Here is a 17,894-nt window from a genome sequence, read left to right as displayed (position 1 = left end):
GTCGTAAGCCAGCGGAATTCATCAGGGATCGAGGCTTGTTCCTCACAAAATCCGAATAGATGGCTGCAAAACCTACAGTTCTTTAGGCTCAACTAGCTTGCACAATCGGGAGCGTCCATAGATGTTATATTTCAATCAAGGTGTATCGGTGACGTCGAACATTTGGATTCTAGTAATTTCATTGTTTTTTGTTAACCCCACAATGGCTAAGAGTGAGATGAACCCAAGAGTTTCAGCTATAAAAAGTAACTTAATCTATGAGGGAACCTTTGTAGAGACCGAAGTGATTGGACTGATCGTAAAGAGTGATAATGATGCTTTTACGCTTATGCTTGATAGCGATAATCAAATTTGGTTTGACGATACATTTGTAATGTCCAATGAAGAAAAAAAGCATTTGACCCCTTATTTAGTAAAAATATTCGAAGAGGCAACTGATCTGCAGCAAAAAGCTGCAATAGCAACAATATTAAAGGCAATTCTCTGAAATATAACAAGTTGCTCAAGTTTACTCCGCCAGCCAAGGCTGGCTCCGTGGGACTGGCGCTTGGCGCCAGCCCCTTAGCAAAGCGTTATGCGCTTTATTGAGAATTTGGTATTTTAAATTTTGTAAGTTTTCGCTGTAAAAAGTAGCGTTAGCATTTAAGTTTATCGATAAATTGGCATTTACAGATGGAAATTTTAAAGCTGGATTTGGCGGCGTTGATAGAGAACAATGATTTTTGGCATTAATAATTTGTGGCTTTAATTTCATCCACATTTAAATTGGCTGATTTAAATCTTCACGCATTCTTTCAGCGCAAGGTTTTGCAAGTTTTTTGGTGTTTTGTGTGGTTTTTAAAATCCCACGCAACTAAATAAAGTAAGTTTTTAATCGCATAACAAGGCGCAGCAACACCGCCAGCAAGCTGGCTGGACTCGCTTCGCTCGCCGTTGTGCGCGGCGTTAAATTTATAAGAGAATATCGTGTATCTCTCAGAGATTGAAAAATATAGAACCGTAGGCTCCACGGATGAGTGGTATATATCGAAATTGTTGGATAAATGCGCATCAGGGTTAGACCCAGAAAAAGCATTTTTTGAGCTTGAAATGGTTTCCGAAGCTCTTCTAAAAGAAATGGAGTGGGATATTTTTCTCAATCATTGCCAATATATTTTAAAGCTAGTACGTATTGCCAATACAACAGAACTTCCAAAGAAACTCGAAGTTGAAGCTTTACACTCTAAGGTTAGAGAGCTTGACCTAGAAAAGCACAATGAGGTTAAAGAGCTATTCGCATGGTTCAGAATATAAATTTAACAAGTCAAGGCAGCATCGCCCTGCGTGCTGGACGCGCTAACGCGCGCCGCTGCTTGAGGCGTTAGGGAGCCGAGTTAGTCATGAAGTTATTTCTCCGATTATTCGCAACTTGTAATGATGACTCTGGTGAGGAAAAGTTATTAGAACGTTTGTCTCATGAAATTTCAGTATTCGCGGAGTCAGTTCCATTAAACCAAGGTCGCTATTGGAAAATCCCTGAAATGTATGAGTTTACATTTAATTTATTGCCAGCCAACATTGACCTTTTTAATGAGATTATTGATGTTTCTTCAGATGGATGGGTTCATATGGGAAGCGGCAATGAATATTCATCAGTGTGGAATATAACTGATGGTAAGAGTTTGTTTGTGCCAGAAGTTCAGTGGGCCGAGCTGCAGTTGTATGAAGCATCTCCCTAACAAGCGCCACCAAAAACGCGCCCGTTGGGCGCTCGACTCGCAACAAGTTGCTCGCGTTTGTGGCGGGCGTTATGTGTAGGAGTTTTATGGAAATTTTAGATTTAATAAAAGAACCTATTTTTTTAATAGCATCAACAGTAATGTCAATTGTTATATCGGTTGCTGCAAACCTGGTAACTCCCAAGATACAAAAAGTTTTATCTTTTTTCTTCGCTTCTATTAAAATAAAGCAAGAAGAAAAAAGACAGGCATATGTGTCAAAGATAGTGTTGGCATCAACTGATGAAAACAAGGTCATAAATATAAAGTTAGATGTCTCTTATGCGCTTTTGAAGTCCCTAATAATATTTGTTTTTAGTTTGTTCCTACTATCTGTATCACCGTATATATTTTTCGCAGAATATCCAGTTATATTGATTTCGCTTTTTCTAGTTACTTATGCTCTTTCGTTGTTTAACAGCGCTCAATCTAAATTTAAAATCGCAACATTAGCGACTTTACGAGCCGAGAAAATGGCTTCACTCAAGGCAGGCATAGATGCTGCATCATGTAGTGAGCATGATTACTATGCTCAGGGTTATGTTGATCCCCATGAGGAAATGTATATGAAGTACTTGTCTGAATGGGATAGTAAGCACTTATAAAATACACATAACAAATTGTTCAAGAGTGATTCGGCACGCGTGGCATTTTTACTATGCGTTGATTTTAGTGGTTAAGGTAGTATGCGTTAGCATTGGTATTGCGTGCCTCATACCTTAACAAGGCGTTAGCTGTATAAGGAAAATTCATGGAACGAATAGCATCCCAAAATCTTGAAGAAGCTATTATCAAGCTCCGAAGTACTGAATCTCAAATGATGGATCTTGGGAAAGCTATATTCTCGTCAGATAATGGCAACATGTTCCCTGTTGACCTCCTTGCAATCGCTGCGATGAAAAGAACTAGCGGCAACATGGAAGGCTTCATTACATTAATTGAAGCGAAAAATATGGCAGCGGCTAGGTCATTACTTAGAATTCAAATTGATACATTTTTGCGATTTTCTGCGACTTGGCTTGTAGAAAATCCTCACGATTTTGCTACTGATGTAATAGGTGGTAAACAAATCAGAAACTTGAAGGACATAAACGGGAAAAATATGAATGATGGGTATTTAGTCGACGTTCTGAGTCCTGAATATCCGTGGCTAAAAGACGTTTATAAAAATTTATGTGGTTATGTCCATTTTTCTGGTTCTCATTTGTCAAATGCTGTGCAGAGCCTTAATGACAATGAAAGAATGGTAACATTTCATATTGGAAAAGAAGACATTCAGTATCCTGAATGGTCTTGGATAGAGGCAGTGGACTGCTTTAATAATGCAGTCAATATATTGTTTTATTACATTGATGGCTGGATTCATACTAAGAACGGCGTCGAAACAGCTAACAATAAAATTCATCCGACGCCAAAAAGCGGCGCGACTGATTAGGGCGTTAGCCCGCTAAGGACGGTGCCGTGAATTTTCCAAAGCTCACATTCGAGCCCGTGTGGAAGGAGCAGCTCCTCTGTTCCTGCGAGCTCGGTTCATTCTCCCTTAGCATTCCACTGGACCTCAGCGTTGTTGACTTCCCCACTGAGGAAGTCTGGCGGGAAAAGGCACCGGAATGGGCAAGACCGCACGGGGCCGCTATCTACTCCCAATTGAAGGAATGGTGCGAGTCTCGGAACATACCGTTATATGTAGGTCCGTATGGCTGGGTGTACTAAACGCTGCAATCGAGCAACGCGGGCTAACAAATGGTTCAAGCCGCTCACTTCGCTCGCTCGGGACCGGCTAAAGCCGGCCCCTTAACCAAACGTTATGCGTGAACAGCTATGAGACAGGATATGCCGAAATATGATGTTCGAGTGGGAGAAGAAAGTTTTGGTATCTTTGTCGAAGTTGCGGACTTCAACGATTACGACGAATTAGAGGATGTATTCGTAGAGCAATATGACTTAGAGATCATAGCTGTGACTCATGCAAATAACTCAGAGAACGGCAATTATAAAATCTGGTTTAATCAAGCTTTAAGCGTTGAGTTTATTAAGAAAATTATCAATGAAATTAACAGAAAAAGCGCATAACAAGGCCCGGCAGCACGCAGCCTTCGGCTGCTGGACTCGCTACGCTCGCCGCTGCGGGCGTCGTTATACAGCCCTATTATCACGGTGAGTTGGAATGAATAGAATAACAATTATTTTATTGGTGATGATGTCAGTTGGTTGCACAACATCGAACTTTAAGAAGATAGATCATGTATATGAACCTACAGACCATCCTAAACACCAACTAAGAAAACACACCGATTTAGAATACCTGTCATGCAATCATAGATATTTTGATTTGATGTCAAATTATCAACTGGAAGGCGCTAAGAATTATTATGTATTTTCTCTAATGTCTAGTAATATCTATCGTGACACTTCATCCCCATATTATGTAATTCCAAACTGGAAATTAGAGTCCAGGCATCAAAGTGATAGTGGCTTAGTTGTTGATGTATATAGTTATAACTTTGGTGAAGAATATAGTGTTGTATACAAAGGTACTGACTTTTCAGAAGGTAATGACTGGGCAACTAATTTTGCGCTAGTTCAGCCAAATCAGTATAAAGAAGCATTTGATCATCTAAACCAGTTCGTTAATGAGCACCAAGATAAGAAAATCTACGTGACTGGTCACTCTCTAGGCGGCGGGATTGCATTAAATATGGCTCAAAGAATTGATGGTGTTACCGCCGTAGCTTTTAATTCTTCACCAAGGGCTTTCTTTAATACAGACGAAAACGTAAAAAATAAGAAGGTTCATCTGTATGAAGCCGGAGAAATACTAGGCCCTTTAAATAGGACATGGCTTTGGTTAAAAACAGATAATCTTGAAAAGTACAAGTACAACTATCTTGATTTTCTATGGTGGACTTTCAGCCCTGTTCAGGAGCATGGTATGTATTTGTTCAGTCGTGGATTACTAATTACAGCAATTCAAGCTGGTAGTGAAGATGCATTATTTACCTTCACAAGGAATATAGAAAGAAGCTCAGCTGAAGAGACAGAGTGGCATGTCTGTGAAAGTCTGTATAACAAGTCAATGCAGCCGACCGCTAAAGCTGCGGCTGATTGAGGCGTTAGAGCTAAGGAAAGTCATGAGTATCACACTGGAAGACGTTACAAGTTCAAATTATGAAGCAGTATGTGACTTAGATGTCACTGATGAGCAACAGGAATATGTTGCGAGCAATATGTGGTCTTTGGTTGAGTCACATTACTGCCAAGGGCATACCTGTAAGGCAATCTATCAAAACGATAAACCTGTTGGCTTTTTCATGTGGGTATCTGAAACACCTGAAAAAGTTTCTATCTGGCGCTTTATGGTTGATCAACGTTATCAAAAATCGGGTATTGGTAGAGCCGCACTAAATTTGGCGCTGAATGAAATCAAAACCAGTAACAAAGTAAAAGAAATAGAAATTTGCTATGACCCTGAAAACCCAGTAGCCAAAGGTTTTTACTCAAGTTTTGGCTTTCAGGAAGTGGGCTTGGATGAAGATGGTGAAGATATGTTGGCAGTAATCAAACTGTAAGCTCTAACAATCGCCAGCACAACGCGCCTTCGGCGCTCGACTCGCAACAAGTTGCTCGCGTGTGTGGCGGGCGTTAAATGCCTATGAATAATCGTGATCTGATAATTGCGAACCTAGAAGAAGCAATTGAGCAGTTGCAGGAAACTGCATCCGAGCTCCGGGGAGATAAGGAGTATGACGAGGGCCAGCTAAGGATCGACCTGGAGCATGCCTATCATCATTTGAATTTTGCTTGGCATATACGTAGAGCCTCAGAGACAGAGGCGGCGGAGTGCTCCCAGGAAAACTACGTGAAGTGGTCTAAATTCCCGGTCGGGGAGATTCTGGAGTATGAGTAAAGCATTTAACAAACGCAGCCACACCGGCCTATCGGCCTCGACTCGCTACGCTCGCGTGTGCTGCGGACGTTAAATCTCTTTAGGTAGTCACTCATGGATTTCGAGATCGAATTACAAAACATCCAGTTCGACGAATATGATGAAGCTGATATGGAAGCACTTTATGATTTCATTGATCGCCTTGAGGAGCTTCCAAATAAAAGGGAAGCAATTCCAGCGATATTCAGCTTCATTGAAAAGTTTAATGATAAGGAGCTTGGATCACCGGGACCATTGGTTCATTTCATCGAAGAAGAAGACGATTATCACGATTATTTGAAAGAGTCTTTGAGTCGGAAATGCACAGGGTTAACTGTTTGGATGGTAAACCGTATACTAAATAGTCTGCCCGAAGAAGGAAAGAATGAATGGCTTATAAGCTTAGAATTAGCTTCTAAATGTGAATATGCTGACGAAATTGCTAAAGGCGAAGCACAAAGGTATTTGGAGTTTCACCGTGGCGAGATTTAACAAGGGCCAGCAGCTGACCTCCGGCAATTGTCACCTTTTGTGCGTTGCACAAAAGGCGCCAATCACCTACGGCCGCTGTGGCCGGCGTTAAGCGAAAAAGAGCATGCAACGAGCAGAGGAAATAGAAGTATCCAAAATTGGAGATATTGTGAGTGCAATATTCTCTGAGCCCGCTGTTGCCTATCAGGATTACTCGGACTTTGATTCTGAGTTGAAACAATATAAAACTCAAGAAGCCTTGTTGAACGGTATTAGCAGTGCAATTGATGGAAATGCTCACTCTGCGAATTTTTCGATATATTACCCGGGGGCAAAAGGCTACTTTTTCGCAGAAAGGAAGTCACTTAATCCCGCAAAGTGCAACGGAGCAACATTTCGCTATGTGGCGAGCGGCTGGGGTCTAATCCAGTTGCAAATTGATTTAAAAAACAAACTTAAACCAGCGGTACGTGTGTCAGTTAATTCACAAAAGCGTGCTGAGGCTTGGTTTCAAACTTACCCGGAATTTAAAGATCCTTCCCTCTGGGAATGGAAGTATGTAGAGAAACAGGCAAGGCGTATCATTCGGGTCCTGAAACAATGCGCTTAACAAGCGGCTGCACCGGACAAATTTTCGCTGTCACCTTTTTTTCATGGCAAAAAAGCCGCCATCAAAAATTTGCTCAGTGAGCCGAGCGTTATGTTTTCCTGAGGTTCAATTGAAATTTGTAACGTATTGTTCAAATGGCAACTCAGTTGGTTTGGATGATAATATCAATTGCTATTGGCAAATTAATGAACTGGGCGAAATTATTAAAAGTATTGAGATTCAACCAAATGGTGTGCTTCTTAAATATTCTGAGCTGCATCAATCTGATTCTTATGGTCAATTACCTGAAGGCATAGTAACACCTAACAATTTAAATGATCGGAGTTACGGTACTTGTACGCTTTTAACAGAAAATGATTTTGATAAAGTGTGGTCAAAAAAGGCGACCAACTTTAATTGAAAACATAACAAACGCATTAAGGGTGGACGCAAAAAGCTTGGCTGCGCTCATTCTTCGCTTAGTATAGCCAAGCTTTTATGCGCCACTTATGCGGGCGTTAGGTGTTTCAGAGTAGTCAAATGAATTTTTCAATCTTCCTACCTCTAATCATGATTTTCGTATTTTCAGCTCTGTCGTTACGGTTCTGGAAAACGAGCAAAAATCAGCAAGCCTTACTACTTATTTGTATGGGGTGGGCTACCATAAGTGTTGTAAGTTTTGTTGGGGTAGTTTTGTTTCTCTCGGTTGAAAATTCTATTTTACCAACATTTTTGTTCATTTTTTCGTTGGTTGCTACTTATGTCGCAAATCAGTTTAAAAATCGGTATAACACCTAACCAATAGCTTAAGTTTACTCCGCCAGCCAAGGCTGGCTCCGTGGGACTGGCGCGTGGCGCCAGCCCCTTAGCAAAGCGTTATGCGCAAGGGCGAGATCTAGAACATTAAGGAAGAATATGAGCATTGAGTTGCCTAAAGTATTGTCTCTCTTTTCTGATAAAGGAGATCATGCTGGATTCATGTTGCTAGCCTGCGATTCAAGTTCAACTCAAGGAGATTGTGTTTTTATGTTATCTCCTGCATCTACCGAAGGGATTGATAGTGATCTAGGCATTGTAGTTTCTGAACTTAAAGCATCTGGCGAGCATAAATTCGAATCACATAGAAATGATGAAGGATTCGAGATAAAAGTATTACCGGCAGGCTTTCCAGAAGTTGTTTTTAAACTCAACAATGAATTTTCTGGTCAAGTTATCACAGAGTTTAATGAAAAAATTGTGTGTATCGGTTCAAGTGAGCCAGTTAAAAAAAGCGCATAACAAGGCGCTGCAACCGACCTTCGGCAACTGTCACCTTTTGTGCGGGGCACAAAACGCGCCAGTCACCTCCGGCGGCTGAGCGCGGCGTTATGAGTAATTTAATATGGAAGTAATCTCTAAGGATAAAGAGCCATACTTACTATCCAGTTGGAGTGGTGGGCAACCCCTCTGGAAAGCGTATTGGCTGAACTTTGTATTAACTGGTTCCTGTGTTGGCCGTATCGGTGACTGGATATCCCTTCAACAAAACATGGTAGCTATAGTTGCGTATCTGTTTTTTGCTGTTTTATTTTATATTTGGGCAATTACATCTGTTTGGCGTTGTTCAAAAAATACGGCCAACGTAGGTTGGGGCTATCTTGCTAGGGCAGTGGTGATCATTGGCCCTGCGGTTGGAATAACCGCTCCAATTTACTCATAACCAGTTGCTCAAGTTTACGTCGCCAGCAAAAGCTGGCTTCGTGGGACTGGCGCGTGGCGCCAGCCCCTTAGCAAAGCGTTATATGCCAAAGGAGCATTGGTGAAACCTCTAGCAATTATATTTTTTGCACTTACATTATTTGGCTGTTCTAGTGGACAATTAGATCTTTATAATTCTGAAGGTAAGAAAGTTGGAGAATGCACCGCTGGTTATGACTGGCATTTTCATGGTGTAAAGCATTCTGTTGATTGGCTCTTAAACTGGTGTGCGCAAAAAGCCATTGAAGAAGGAATGGATGTTGCTGCCGTTTCAGAACCATCCATTCTGCAAAAAGACTACTCTTATCCTGAACCAGCATCAGGAGAGCGCTGGAATAAAAAATCTTCACGGAAAGCTTTTCGTGAAGGTCTTATTACTGAAAAAGAATATGGATATATATTAGCTTATATTGAAAATGAGTTTTATCTGAGAAATTTTCTTGCACAACAAAAATTTGATCAAGGTGAAATCAATGAAGCTGAATATCAGCGATTATTAAAAGAGTCTACATTGATTTTTCATGGTGATTAGGCATATAACAAGAAAATAAATCAGGACTAAAAACAGTCGGCTTTTGCTCCTGCGTCGCTTATTTTAGCCAACAATTTTTAGCCCATTATTTGGGCGTTAAACAGCTATTGGAGCCTTTTGAGTAAAAAATGGATTTTGAAAAGTTAAAAAATAATTTACTTGGTACTGCCAAAATTTACCGTTACGGGCTAGCTCTTTTAATACCTATGGTTGCAGTTGATGCCTACAAAAATGGTTTTGAAGATACAGTGTTCTTTATAATTATTGTTCTAGGTTATATGCCTATATTGGCTATAAAAGTATTTCTTTACACATACGTAGAAGACCTTGAATTTCATAAAATATCAAAGGGTGTTTTATGGTCATTTTTGAGTGCTAACGTTCTTGTATCAAGTGTTTGTGTTGTAAGTTTCTTTGAACCACCAATTATCACGCTCAATAGATACTTATTGTATGTTGTTGGCTTTACGCTTTTGCTATTTTTAAATTACTTTATGCTGCCCTGGAAAGAAACCTAATGGGCGGTGTATAACAAGTCAAGCAAACCTGATGCGACAAGGGGCGGTTGATAAAGCGTTAACTGTAAAAGGAGAAAAAATGCGTAACATATTGATAATGTTAATCTTGATAGTTTTTCTTGCCGGATGCGCTTCTCATCGTGAAAATGCTAACAATGAGCAGGAATATGTAGAGATTACCGTTAAGGATAATTTTTACCATTTTAATGGTGATGTGGTATCAAAAGGTAACGAAGATAAACTTGTAAGTTTATTGAGTAAGAATAGCATCAAAAAGATTTTGACACATGATTTTACAATGGGTGATTTATTAGAAATTAGTTCGGCTTTAAATGGAAGAGGTTATAGTTTTTTCTTCTTAAATGAAAAAGGCGAGATCAAGCAAATTAACTTTTTGTAATTGTTAACAGAGTAAGAGTCAGCTGAAAAATTGCCTTCATAAAAAACGCCCCGAAGTTCGGGGCGTTTTTATTGGACTGCTGAAAGGTGGTTAGCTAAGCTGTGTTAACTAGTCTGCTTAGCTAGGCTGTATTAACCAGGCGGGGCTCGCTTAGTTTCAGCATCACTTTCCGAACACTTTTAGGACCTTTTTCATAGACCAATTGAGCGCCATGTCCACCGTCGGTGCAACGGTGGGTTTCACGTTCAGTTACGCTGAGCGTTTTGTCATCATGTTAGTCAGAACCAGAACCAGAGCCAGAGCCTGAACCAGAACCAGATCGCTTGGCGGCGGCTTTGTCGAAGGGGATAACGTTATCTGCGCCTTCGGCTTTGGCCGCGCTGCTTGTTTGAAACTCGGCGGTTTCTGCCGCGTTAGTTTTAGTCTCAGCCTCAGCGGTTTCAGCTCCATCCACGGCAGCTTCAGAGTCGCTTGTTTGCTTAGGCCTTCCGCTTTCGCTCTTGAGCTCTTCGCTTTCGCTCTTCGGTTCGCCGCTCTCTTTTTTAGGTTCTCCGAACTGGGGCATTTTGAATTTGGCGCTGTACTTGAGTACGGCGAGGTTAGACAAAATTACCCCAATCACCAGTGCGATGATGAGCCAGACTTCCAGCGATGACATGGCCTCGGCGTTCATCAGTCGACCTTGAGACGATTTTCACAGCGGCGGATATCCTCTGGGGTATCCACTTCCGGTGAGTCGAAGGCGCTGATGGCGACTTTGATCTTGTGGCCGTATTCCAGCGCGCGCAGCTGCTCGAGCTTCTCGAGATCTTCAAGCTTACCCAGCGGCAGGCTGTTGAAGGTGTGCACAAATCGGCGGGTATAGGCGTATACGCCCAGGTGCTTGTACACCGGATACTCGCTCACGTCGCGGCCAAACGGAATGCGGGCGCGGGAGAAGTAGAGCGCGTACATGTCGTTGTCGAACACCATTTTGACGTGCTTGGGATCGTCGAGCTCTTCTTTGTCGCTGATCTGGTAACCGAGGGTCGCCATCTCGAACTCGCCCGGATGGCGGGCAAAGAGTTCAATTACCTGCTCGATGGAAATAGGGTCAATCAGCGGCTGATCGCCCTGCAGGTTAATCACCAGGTCGTCATCGGCAAGCCCGAGCTGAGTGATGGCATCTTCAATGCGGTCGGTACCGGAAGCGGCTTCGGCGCCTGTCATCACCACTTTACCGCCAAAGGCTTCAACCGCCTCTTTAATGCGCACATCGTCTGTGGCCACATAAATGGCAGACAGGCCCTTGGCGAGGCCGGCACGTTCGTACACGTGCTGGATCATCGGTTTACCGTTGATGGGGGCGAGGGGCTTTCCGGGGAAACGGCTGGAGCCGTAGCGGGCCGGAATAAGCAGAGTTACGTTCATTGAGAAATCCTCTAAAGAAACAGGGCTCCCGCAGGAGCCCGGTTTTAACACTAGATGCGACGATAGAGCTTGGTCAGCATCTCATCGGTCACTTTCTCTTCCCAGCCGTCGCCGTACACGTTGTGCCACAGCGGGCCGAGGCTCTTGGCCACTTTCACCATGCGGGCAATGGTTTCATCCGGCAAGTCTTTACAGATGTCCTTTGGCAGGGTGATGTTGTGTTTGTCGAGCATGGTGCGGAACTCGGCAACGCCTTCCGGATAGAATTCTTCCAGTACGTTGAAGGCGATACAGTTGCCGATACCGTGATGGTAGCCCAGCACATAGCCCAGACCATAAGACAGGGCGTGACAGGCACCTACCTGGCTGTAGGCGATGGACATGCCGCCCATGTAAGAGGCCATCATCAGCTTGTCGTCTTTCTCTGGGTGATCATCCAGATACACTTCGCGGCACAGATCCAGGGCTTTCTCGCCGAAGGCCTTGGAGTATTCGTTAAGGTAAGTGCCTTCCAGCGATTCGATACAGTGAATGTAGCAGTCCATACCTGTGTAGAACCACTGATCTGTGTCAACGCCTGAAATCAGCTCAGAGTCCATGATGATCTGGTCAAACACGGTAAAGTCGGAGTTCAGACCCAGCTTACGCTCAGGGCCGCACAGTACCGCGGTGCGAGAGGCTTCGGCGCCGGTACCGGAAATGGTGGGGATACCAATGTGGTGCACGGCGGCTACCTTGATAAGATCCCAGCCCTGGTACTTGGCAGAGCCGCCCGGGTTGGTCAGCATCAAAGAGACAGCTTTGGCGAGATCCATGGTTGAACCGCCGCCAAGGCCAACAACGCTGACCGGCAGCTTGCTGTTGAACTGCTGCACTTCCACGGTCAGGGCATCAACCTGCTCTGTGGTTGGCTCTTCATCCACGTTTACCCAAATCAGTTTGTCCTGAGCTTTGAGTGGGATGCGGCTTTCCAGCGGCTTGCCTTTGTGAACGTCGTCCACCAGAAACACCACGAAATCATCGGCTTGTTTGCGCTCGGCCGCCAGCACTTCGTCCAGCTGGTTAAAGGCGCCGCGACCGAAGATCATCTTAGGTACAGCTTTGAAATTTCTGAATTTCATGCAAAAGACTCCCGTCAATTATTGGGCAAAGGCTTTCTTGATGTTGGCAATACGCTGCTGGATCTGCTCTTCAGTCCAGCTGAGCTTGATGAGCATGGAAATGGTGCGGCTCATGATGGCATCGGATTTTGGCACAGAAACCTGGGTGTAATCAGGCTTGTCGGCGACCAGGGTGATTGGCATGGCGGCCGGAGTGCTCAGGTTCTGGATGTGCTGCCAGTTTTTCAGGTAGTGCCAGTTGTTCACGTACCAGTAGAAACAGCCATCAACGCCATTGGCGGCCAGCGCCTTGCTGATTTCCTGGGTGCGCGCCTCTGTTGGCAGCATAAAGGACAGGAAACCGGCGTTGTCGCCTTCAGGATCGGGGATCACGCGGAAGCTCACTTCCGGGATCTCAGCCATGGCATCTTTAATCAGCTTTTTGTTTTTGCGCTGAATATCCAGAATGGTGTCAAGCTTACGCAGCTGGGCCAGACCCAGGGCGGCGTTCATTTCGCTGATGCGGAAGTTCAGGCCCATGATAGGGTGCTTCTCGGCGCCGCGATCGCTGCCGATATGGTCGTGACCGTGGTCAGAGAACATATGGCTGTGGTTGTAGATGGTTTCATCGTTGGTGATCACCGCTCCGCCTTCACCGCAGGAGATGGTTTTCACTGAGTCAAAGGAGAAACAGCCTACCTGACCGATAGTGCCGAGGCTCTGACCCTTGTAGCTGCCACCGATGGCCTGACAGGCATCTTCAAGCAGGACAATACCGTGCTCATCACAAATGGCTTTGATTTCATCCATGTGCCCCATGGAGCCACACATGTGGACAAAGTTTACCGCCTTGGTGCGTGGGGTGATGGCGGCGCGGATGCCTTCTGGCGACAGACACAGGGTCTCGTCGATTTCGGCAAATACCGGTACGGCACCGGCCATCATGATGGCTTCGATAGTGGCCACAAAGGTAAAGGGAGGCACAATCACTTCGTCACCGGCACCGATGCCAGCCGCCATCAGGGCAGTGGTCAGGGCGCAGGTACCGCTGGACAGCAGGTGGGCGTGTTTTACACCGATTTTTTCGCACAGCAGGGCTTCAAAGTCGCGGCTCTTCCAGCGGTCATTGCGCATGCCGTCGAAGTTATAACGGAAGGTAAAGCCGTGCTCCATGACATCTGCAACTTCCTGCTTCTCTTCAGGACCAAAAATTTCAAAACCGGGCATGGAAGTGATTCTCCTAAATTCTGACCATGGCGCCTAAGGCGCGATGAAAAAACCCGAAGATTATACCTGCGTTGGCAAGGTGATAGCGATAAGGCAGCGCGAAAAAATTGAAAAGGCAGCCTGCAGACTGCGCTCAAAGCCGGACCAACGCGGGCCAAGGGCGGGCAGGGCGGCTGCCCCTTTGCCCGGTATGTACACTCTGTAACGTCAGGCTCAGTCCTGTGGCTGCTGACTTAAATACAGGCCTCGGTCGACGGTCACATCCAAATCTGTCAGTAAGCCGTTGTTAATGCCGTAAATCCAGCCGTGTACCGCCACGTCCTGACCTCTGGCCCAGGCCTCGGTGATGATGGTGGTGGCGGCGACGTTGGCGACCTGCTCAATCACGTTGAGCTCACACAGGCGGTCGAAACGGGCCTTGTCATCGAGTGCTTCAAGCTCGTTCTGATGCAGGCGGTAGATGTCGCGCAGGTGCCCAAGCCAGTTATCAATCAGGCCAAGACGCTTGTTGCCCATGGCAGCGCGCACGCCGCCGCAGCCATAGTGGCCGACCACCATGATGTGCTTGACCTTCAGCACATCCACCGCGTATTGCAGCACCGACAGGCAGTTAAGATCGGTATGTATGACCATGTTGGCGATATTGCGGTGCACAAACACTTCGCCCGGCAGCAAGTCGATGATTTGATTTGATGGCACCCGACTGTCGGAGCAGCCGATCCACAGGTATTCGGGGTTCTGCTGTTTGGCCAGAGTTTCAAAAAAACCGGGGTTTTCCAGCAAGATGCGCTCTGCCCAGCGACGGTTGTTATCGAACAGGGGTTTCAGTAATTTCATCTTTTGCTTATTTGGTCGGAGTCAGGGAAGGAGACAAAGTGATTTTGGCGAAATACCGAGCCAGTCTAACAGGAAATTCTGCGGGGCTGGTCTATCCATTGCAAATCCGGCTGAAAAAGATGTGACCGGTGTTTGAAAGTCGAAATCTGTTACTGAAACAAACACTAACGAAAGCTTGCAGGCGAGGTAAAAGGAAGGGAGCAAGCTCGCCGGATAAGGCAGTTTCGGGCGGTAAGATTGAGAGTGCTGCGCCGAACTAAATTCGGCGCATTCACATCGGCGGGTTAAAAGCGGCACATTTAAATCAGCACATTTAAAGCGGCTGGAATAAAGGCGGCTGGCTTAACTGTACTGGCTTAACCCTGTGCCTATGACAGATGCTCGGCAAAAAAGCTCAGCAGCGTCTCGTTAACAAAGGCGGGCTGCTCGAGGCAGGAAATGTGGCCAGCTGCGGCAATGTGCACCAGTTTGCTGCCATCGATGGCTTCGTGCATCAGGTAGCTTTCAAGCACGCTGCGGGCCTTGTCTTCAACCCCCACCATCACCAGCACCGGCAGGGTGAGCTTTTCCACCTCATCCATGGTGTCGCGGCGGCCAAACACCAGCCGGCCCATGCGCTCGATATCGGCAATACGCTCGCCACTTAAGGACGCAAGCTTGGCAGCAAAGGCGCTTGTGAGGCGCTCATCCGGGCTTGATGAGAAAAAGAGCGGCACAATGGCGTCAATCATGGGCGCCGGAACGCTGCCCGCGGCCGTAATCACATCCAACATACCGAAGTATTTGGCGCGGGTGATTTCGGGCTCAAAGCCGATAAAGCTGTCCATCATCACCAGGGTCTTTACCCGGGCGGGCGCCTTGAGTACAAGCTCGGCGCCCCACATGGCGCCAACGCTGAGGCCAAGGATAGAAAACTTGTTGATATTGAGGGAGTCCATCAGCGCGAGCATGTCATCGGCAACAACCCGTAAGCTGTTAACCCTTGGCGGCACGCCGCCTGACTGACCGTGGCCGTGCAGATCAACCGCTATCACGCGGTAGTGTTTGGCCAGCAGCTCAAGCTGCTCGCGCCACATCAGGCTGTCCCACAGATAACTGTGGCCCAACAGCAGCACCGGGCCTGTGCCCATATCAAGGTAACTTAAATGAGTGTCGCTGAGCTCAAAGCTGCGGCGGAATGATTCAAACGAGGTCATACAGAAGGTTCCGTAACTGGGGGCGCGGCATAAAAGCGCACGTAGCGCTCCACAAGCTCATCGAGGCGCAAAAGAACTGCGGATTTAAGGGCCAGCGGCGCACGCTCAAGGTGCGTTGCCAGTGCGCTTAGGTCAAATCCCGCCATGAGCGGCTCGGCCTCGGGGGCAAAGCTTAAATGCCAGGGCTCGGGGCTGACGCCACTTTTGCCTGCCTGATAGGGCCTGAAAAACCCAAAGCGGTTGGCGTTGGCGTCAAGCCAGCAACTTAAGCCGTGGCAGGGGCCGTGGGGCTCATATTCCGGCAGCTCAAGTTTCAGGGCATCGCGGCTGATGTTGTCCGGCGCGTACACATCGATGTCGGTGCCAAGGTGATGGCGAGAGCAGCCGGGCAGCGCCGACCACAGCAAAATGGCGTCAATCAGTGCATTGTCGCTGAGGCTCTTTGCATCAAGTGGCTGGCCGTTTGCATCGAGTATTGGCCGTTTGCCTTCGGCTTTGCCATTCCAGATGGCAAGCTGGCGCTCAAAGTCGCGATAAGAGGAGGTAACGGCCATGGCAATGCCATCGGCGGCGGCCGCCTCTTTCATGGCAAGATACGCCCGGGCGGTACCGGGGCGCATTTTAAAGCCATCGGCGAGCACAAGTTCAGGCTCGCCAATGCCGTAGAGGGTGGCGGGGTTTGCAATCAGCGGCACAGCAGCTTTTCCAGAATGCGCTGGTAGCAGCCGGTGAGAAGCTCAAGATCGCTTGCCTTCACGCATTCATTCACCTTGTGGATGGTGGCATTTACCGGGCCAAGTTCAATCACCTGCGCGCCGGTTGGGGCAATAAAGCGACCATCGGAGGTGCCGCCTGTGGTTTGCGGATCGGTATGGTTGCCGGTGACTTCAAAAATCGCCTCGCGGGTCGCATCCAGCAGCGGGCCTTCGCCTGTGAGGAAAGGCAAGCCGTTGTAAACCCAATCGATGTCGTAATCGAGGCCATGGGCATCGAGAATACCCAGCACCCGGCTAATCAGGATCTCGGCTGTGACTTCGGTGGAGTAACGGAAGTTGAACATCACCTTAAGCTCGCCCGGGATCACGTTGGATGCGCCGGTGCCGCCATTGATGTTGGCAATCTGGAAACTGGTGGGTGGGAAAAACTCATTGCCCTTATCCCACTCGATGCGGGCAAGCTCGGCCAGCGCTGGTGCGGCTTTGTGAACCGGATTGTCGGCCAGATGCGGGTAGGCCACGTGGCCCTGAATACCCTTGACGGTGAGATTACCTGTAAGACTGCCACGGCGGCCGTTTTTGACCACATCACCCAGCAGATGGGTGCTCGATGGCTCGCCCACCAAGGCCCAGGTGATTTTTTCGTTGCGCGCTTCGAGGGTATCTATGACCCGCACTGTGCCATTGATAAAGGGGCCTTCTTCATCGGAGGTGATAAGAAAGGCGATAGAGCCCTGATGATCCGGATGCTCGGCCACAAAACGCTCAGCAGCCACCACCATGGCGGCGAGGGAGCCTTTCATGTCGGCGGCGCCGCGGCCGTGGATGTAACCATCGATTTCGACCGGCTCAAACGGCGGGGTGTGCCAGCGGTTAAGGTCGCCCACCGGCACCACATCGGTGTGGCCGGCAAAGCAAAACAGCGGCCCTTCGCTGCCACGGCGTGCCCACAGGTTGGTGGTGTCTTCAAATACCATGGGCTCGATGTTAAAGCCGATGGCAGCAAGGCGCCTTGCCATCAGCTCCTGACAGCCTTCATCAAGCGGCGTCACCGACGGGCGGGAAATGAGCTCCTTGGTTAAATCGATTACGTCGCTCATTGGCCAAATACCTCGGTATAGAGTTTGTCGGAAAAGCCGCAGTACACCTTGCCCTGATATTCAAGCACCGGGCGTTTGATAAGTGTCGGGGTCTCAAGCATCAGCGCGATGGCGCTGTCGCGGTCGATATTTTGCTTTTGCGCCTCGTCGAGGGCGCGAAAACTGGTGGATTTGCGGTTAAGCACGGTATCGACGCCAAGGGCATCGACCCAGGCGCTGAGGGTATCTTTACTCAGGCCATCGGCGCGAAAATCGTGGAATTGAACTTGCTGGCCGTGGCTGTCGAGCCAGTTGCGGGCCTTTTTGACCGTGTCGCAGTTTTTAATGCCATAAAGAGTCACGGCACTTACTCCCAAAGAGACAGAAAGGCCGCATTGTG

At 47.1% G+C, this 17,894-nt stretch carries 26 protein-coding genes and 1 pseudogene; 17 read left to right on the top strand and 10 right to left on the bottom strand.

Translation table 11 applies throughout. The annotated features are described in order from the left end of the window. Window positions 1-148 precede the first annotated feature (148 nt). Window positions 149-487: a hypothetical protein gene (locus KJI95_RS16330; protein ID WP_214508250.1), complete on the top strand. Its 339-nt coding sequence runs from the start codon at window positions 149-151 to the stop codon at window positions 485-487. Between the two features lie 21 nt (window positions 488-508). Here the strand turns inward: KJI95_RS16330 and KJI95_RS16325 are convergent, their stop codons facing one another. After that, entirely contained in the window at window positions 509-760 is a 252-nt protein-coding gene (locus KJI95_RS16325; protein ID WP_214508249.1) for a hypothetical protein, read from the bottom strand. 206 nt (window positions 761-966) lie between these two features. Between KJI95_RS16325 and KJI95_RS16320 the strand changes: the two genes are divergently transcribed. The 16 genes from KJI95_RS16320 to KJI95_RS16240 all read left to right on the top strand — a co-directional run bounded on the left by KJI95_RS16320 (window position 967) and on the right by KJI95_RS16240 (window position 9,929). After that, the gene (locus tag KJI95_RS16320) at window positions 967-1,293 is read left to right on the top strand and encodes a hypothetical protein (RefSeq protein ID WP_214508248.1); all 327 of its coding nucleotides are present in this window, start codon (window positions 967-969) and stop codon (window positions 1,291-1,293) included. Between the two features lie 86 nt (window positions 1,294-1,379). Beyond that, window positions 1,380-1,718: a hypothetical protein gene (locus tag KJI95_RS16315; RefSeq protein ID WP_214508247.1), complete on the top strand. Its 339-nt coding sequence runs from the start codon at window positions 1,380-1,382 to the stop codon at window positions 1,716-1,718. An 86-nt stretch (window positions 1,719-1,804) separates the two neighbouring features. Beyond that, complete coding sequence (locus tag KJI95_RS16310; protein ID WP_214508246.1) at window positions 1,805-2,362, top strand: hypothetical protein; 558 nt, start codon at window positions 1,805-1,807, stop codon at window positions 2,360-2,362. Window positions 2,363-2,508: 146 nt separating this feature from the next. Next, entirely contained in the window at window positions 2,509-3,192 is a 684-nt protein-coding gene (locus tag KJI95_RS16300) for a hypothetical protein (RefSeq protein WP_214508244.1), read from the top strand. Window positions 3,193-3,590: 398 nt separating this feature from the next. Further along, on the top strand, window positions 3,591-3,830 hold the full coding sequence (locus tag KJI95_RS16295) for a hypothetical protein (protein ID WP_214508243.1): 240 nt from the start codon (window positions 3,591-3,593) through the stop codon (window positions 3,828-3,830). A gap of 94 nt (window positions 3,831-3,924) precedes the next feature. Beyond that, the gene (locus KJI95_RS16290; RefSeq protein ID WP_214508242.1) at window positions 3,925-4,866 is read left to right on the top strand and encodes a lipase family protein; all 942 of its coding nucleotides are present in this window, start codon (window positions 3,925-3,927) and stop codon (window positions 4,864-4,866) included. Window positions 4,867-4,888: 22 nt separating this feature from the next. Then, window positions 4,889-5,326, top strand: coding sequence for a GNAT family N-acetyltransferase (locus tag KJI95_RS16285; protein WP_214508241.1), 438 nt, complete (start codon window positions 4,889-4,891; stop codon window positions 5,324-5,326). Window positions 5,327-5,409: 83 nt separating this feature from the next. Continuing rightward, a complete protein-coding gene (locus tag KJI95_RS16280) occupies window positions 5,410-5,664 on the top strand; it encodes a hypothetical protein (RefSeq protein ID WP_214508240.1) in 255 nt (84 codons plus the stop codon). A 93-nt stretch (window positions 5,665-5,757) separates the two neighbouring features. After that, a complete protein-coding gene (locus KJI95_RS16275; protein ID WP_214508239.1) occupies window positions 5,758-6,174 on the top strand; it encodes a hypothetical protein in 417 nt (138 codons plus the stop codon). Between the two features lie 103 nt (window positions 6,175-6,277). After that, entirely contained in the window at window positions 6,278-6,763 is a 486-nt protein-coding gene (locus tag KJI95_RS16270; protein ID WP_214508238.1) for a hypothetical protein, read from the top strand. A 109-nt stretch (window positions 6,764-6,872) separates the two neighbouring features. Next, on the top strand, window positions 6,873-7,163 hold the full coding sequence (locus KJI95_RS16265) for a hypothetical protein (protein WP_214508237.1): 291 nt from the start codon (window positions 6,873-6,875) through the stop codon (window positions 7,161-7,163). Between the two features lie 494 nt (window positions 7,164-7,657). Continuing rightward, window positions 7,658-8,020 (top strand): hypothetical protein, encoded by a 363-nt coding sequence (locus KJI95_RS16260; RefSeq protein ID WP_214508236.1) that lies wholly within the window; start codon window positions 7,658-7,660, stop codon window positions 8,018-8,020. A gap of 103 nt (window positions 8,021-8,123) precedes the next feature. Further along, window positions 8,124-8,441: a hypothetical protein gene (locus KJI95_RS16255; RefSeq protein ID WP_214508235.1), complete on the top strand. Its 318-nt coding sequence runs from the start codon at window positions 8,124-8,126 to the stop codon at window positions 8,439-8,441. A 99-nt stretch (window positions 8,442-8,540) separates the two neighbouring features. Beyond that, window positions 8,541-9,011 (top strand): hypothetical protein, encoded by a 471-nt coding sequence (locus KJI95_RS16250; RefSeq protein WP_214508234.1) that lies wholly within the window; start codon window positions 8,541-8,543, stop codon window positions 9,009-9,011. A 128-nt stretch (window positions 9,012-9,139) separates the two neighbouring features. Further along, window positions 9,140-9,529: a hypothetical protein gene (locus KJI95_RS16245; protein ID WP_214508233.1), complete on the top strand. Its 390-nt coding sequence runs from the start codon at window positions 9,140-9,142 to the stop codon at window positions 9,527-9,529. A 31-nt stretch (window positions 9,530-9,560) separates the two neighbouring features. Further along, the gene (locus KJI95_RS16240) at window positions 9,561-9,929 is read left to right on the top strand and encodes a putative periplasmic lipoprotein (RefSeq protein WP_214508232.1); all 369 of its coding nucleotides are present in this window, start codon (window positions 9,561-9,563) and stop codon (window positions 9,927-9,929) included. A gap of 537 nt (window positions 9,930-10,466) precedes the next feature. On the opposite strand, the pseudogene KJI95_RS19710 reads toward KJI95_RS16240, so the two are convergent. The 9 genes and pseudogenes from KJI95_RS19710 to KJI95_RS16195 form a co-directional block, all read right to left on the bottom strand. Further along, window positions 10,467-10,587 (bottom strand): annotated as a pseudogene (locus KJI95_RS19710) (DUF2897 family protein); the annotation flags it as partial. Between the two features lie 14 nt (window positions 10,588-10,601). Further along, on the bottom strand, window positions 10,602-11,339 hold the full coding sequence (kdsB, locus tag KJI95_RS16230) for an 8-amino-3,8-dideoxy-manno-octulosonate cytidylyltransferase KdsB (protein WP_214508231.1): 738 nt from the start codon (window positions 11,337-11,339) through the stop codon (window positions 10,602-10,604). A gap of 50 nt (window positions 11,340-11,389) precedes the next feature. Further along, window positions 11,390-12,460: a 3-deoxy-alpha-D-manno-octulosonate 8-oxidase KdnB gene (gene kdnB, locus KJI95_RS16225; protein ID WP_214508230.1), complete on the bottom strand. Its 1,071-nt coding sequence runs from the start codon at window positions 12,458-12,460 to the stop codon at window positions 11,390-11,392. A gap of 18 nt (window positions 12,461-12,478) precedes the next feature. Beyond that, entirely contained in the window at window positions 12,479-13,666 is a 1,188-nt protein-coding gene (gene kdnA / locus KJI95_RS16220) for an 8-amino-3,8-dideoxy-alpha-D-manno-octulosonate transaminase KdnA (RefSeq protein ID WP_214508229.1), read from the bottom strand. Between the two features lie 213 nt (window positions 13,667-13,879). Then, on the bottom strand, window positions 13,880-14,503 hold the full coding sequence (gene can, locus KJI95_RS16215; protein ID WP_214508228.1) for a carbonate dehydratase: 624 nt from the start codon (window positions 14,501-14,503) through the stop codon (window positions 13,880-13,882). Between the two features lie 368 nt (window positions 14,504-14,871). Continuing rightward, on the bottom strand, window positions 14,872-15,699 hold the full coding sequence (locus tag KJI95_RS16210) for an alpha/beta fold hydrolase (RefSeq protein WP_214508227.1): 828 nt from the start codon (window positions 15,697-15,699) through the stop codon (window positions 14,872-14,874). Further along, on the bottom strand, window positions 15,696-16,394 hold the full coding sequence (locus KJI95_RS16205; protein ID WP_349356753.1) for a M15 family metallopeptidase: 699 nt from the start codon (window positions 16,392-16,394) through the stop codon (window positions 15,696-15,698). The genes KJI95_RS16210 and KJI95_RS16205 overlap by 4 nt, the downstream gene beginning before the upstream one ends. Further along, on the bottom strand, window positions 16,385-17,515 hold the full coding sequence (dapE, locus tag KJI95_RS16200; RefSeq protein WP_214508226.1) for a succinyl-diaminopimelate desuccinylase: 1,131 nt from the start codon (window positions 17,513-17,515) through the stop codon (window positions 16,385-16,387). The genes KJI95_RS16205 and dapE overlap by 10 nt, the downstream gene beginning before the upstream one ends. Continuing rightward, complete coding sequence (locus KJI95_RS16195) at window positions 17,512-17,856, bottom strand: ArsC family reductase (RefSeq protein WP_349356752.1); 345 nt, start codon at window positions 17,854-17,856, stop codon at window positions 17,512-17,514. The genes dapE and KJI95_RS16195 overlap by 4 nt, the downstream gene beginning before the upstream one ends. Between the last annotated feature and the right edge of the window lie 38 nt (window positions 17,857-17,894).

It is taken from the genome of Shewanella jiangmenensis (genome assembly GCF_018596335.1).
Taxonomy (GTDB): Bacteria; Pseudomonadota; Gammaproteobacteria; order Enterobacterales; family Shewanellaceae; genus Shewanella; species Shewanella jiangmenensis.
The sequence above is the reverse complement of the archived record's forward strand: the minus strand, read 5'-3'. Positions and strand labels throughout refer to the sequence as shown.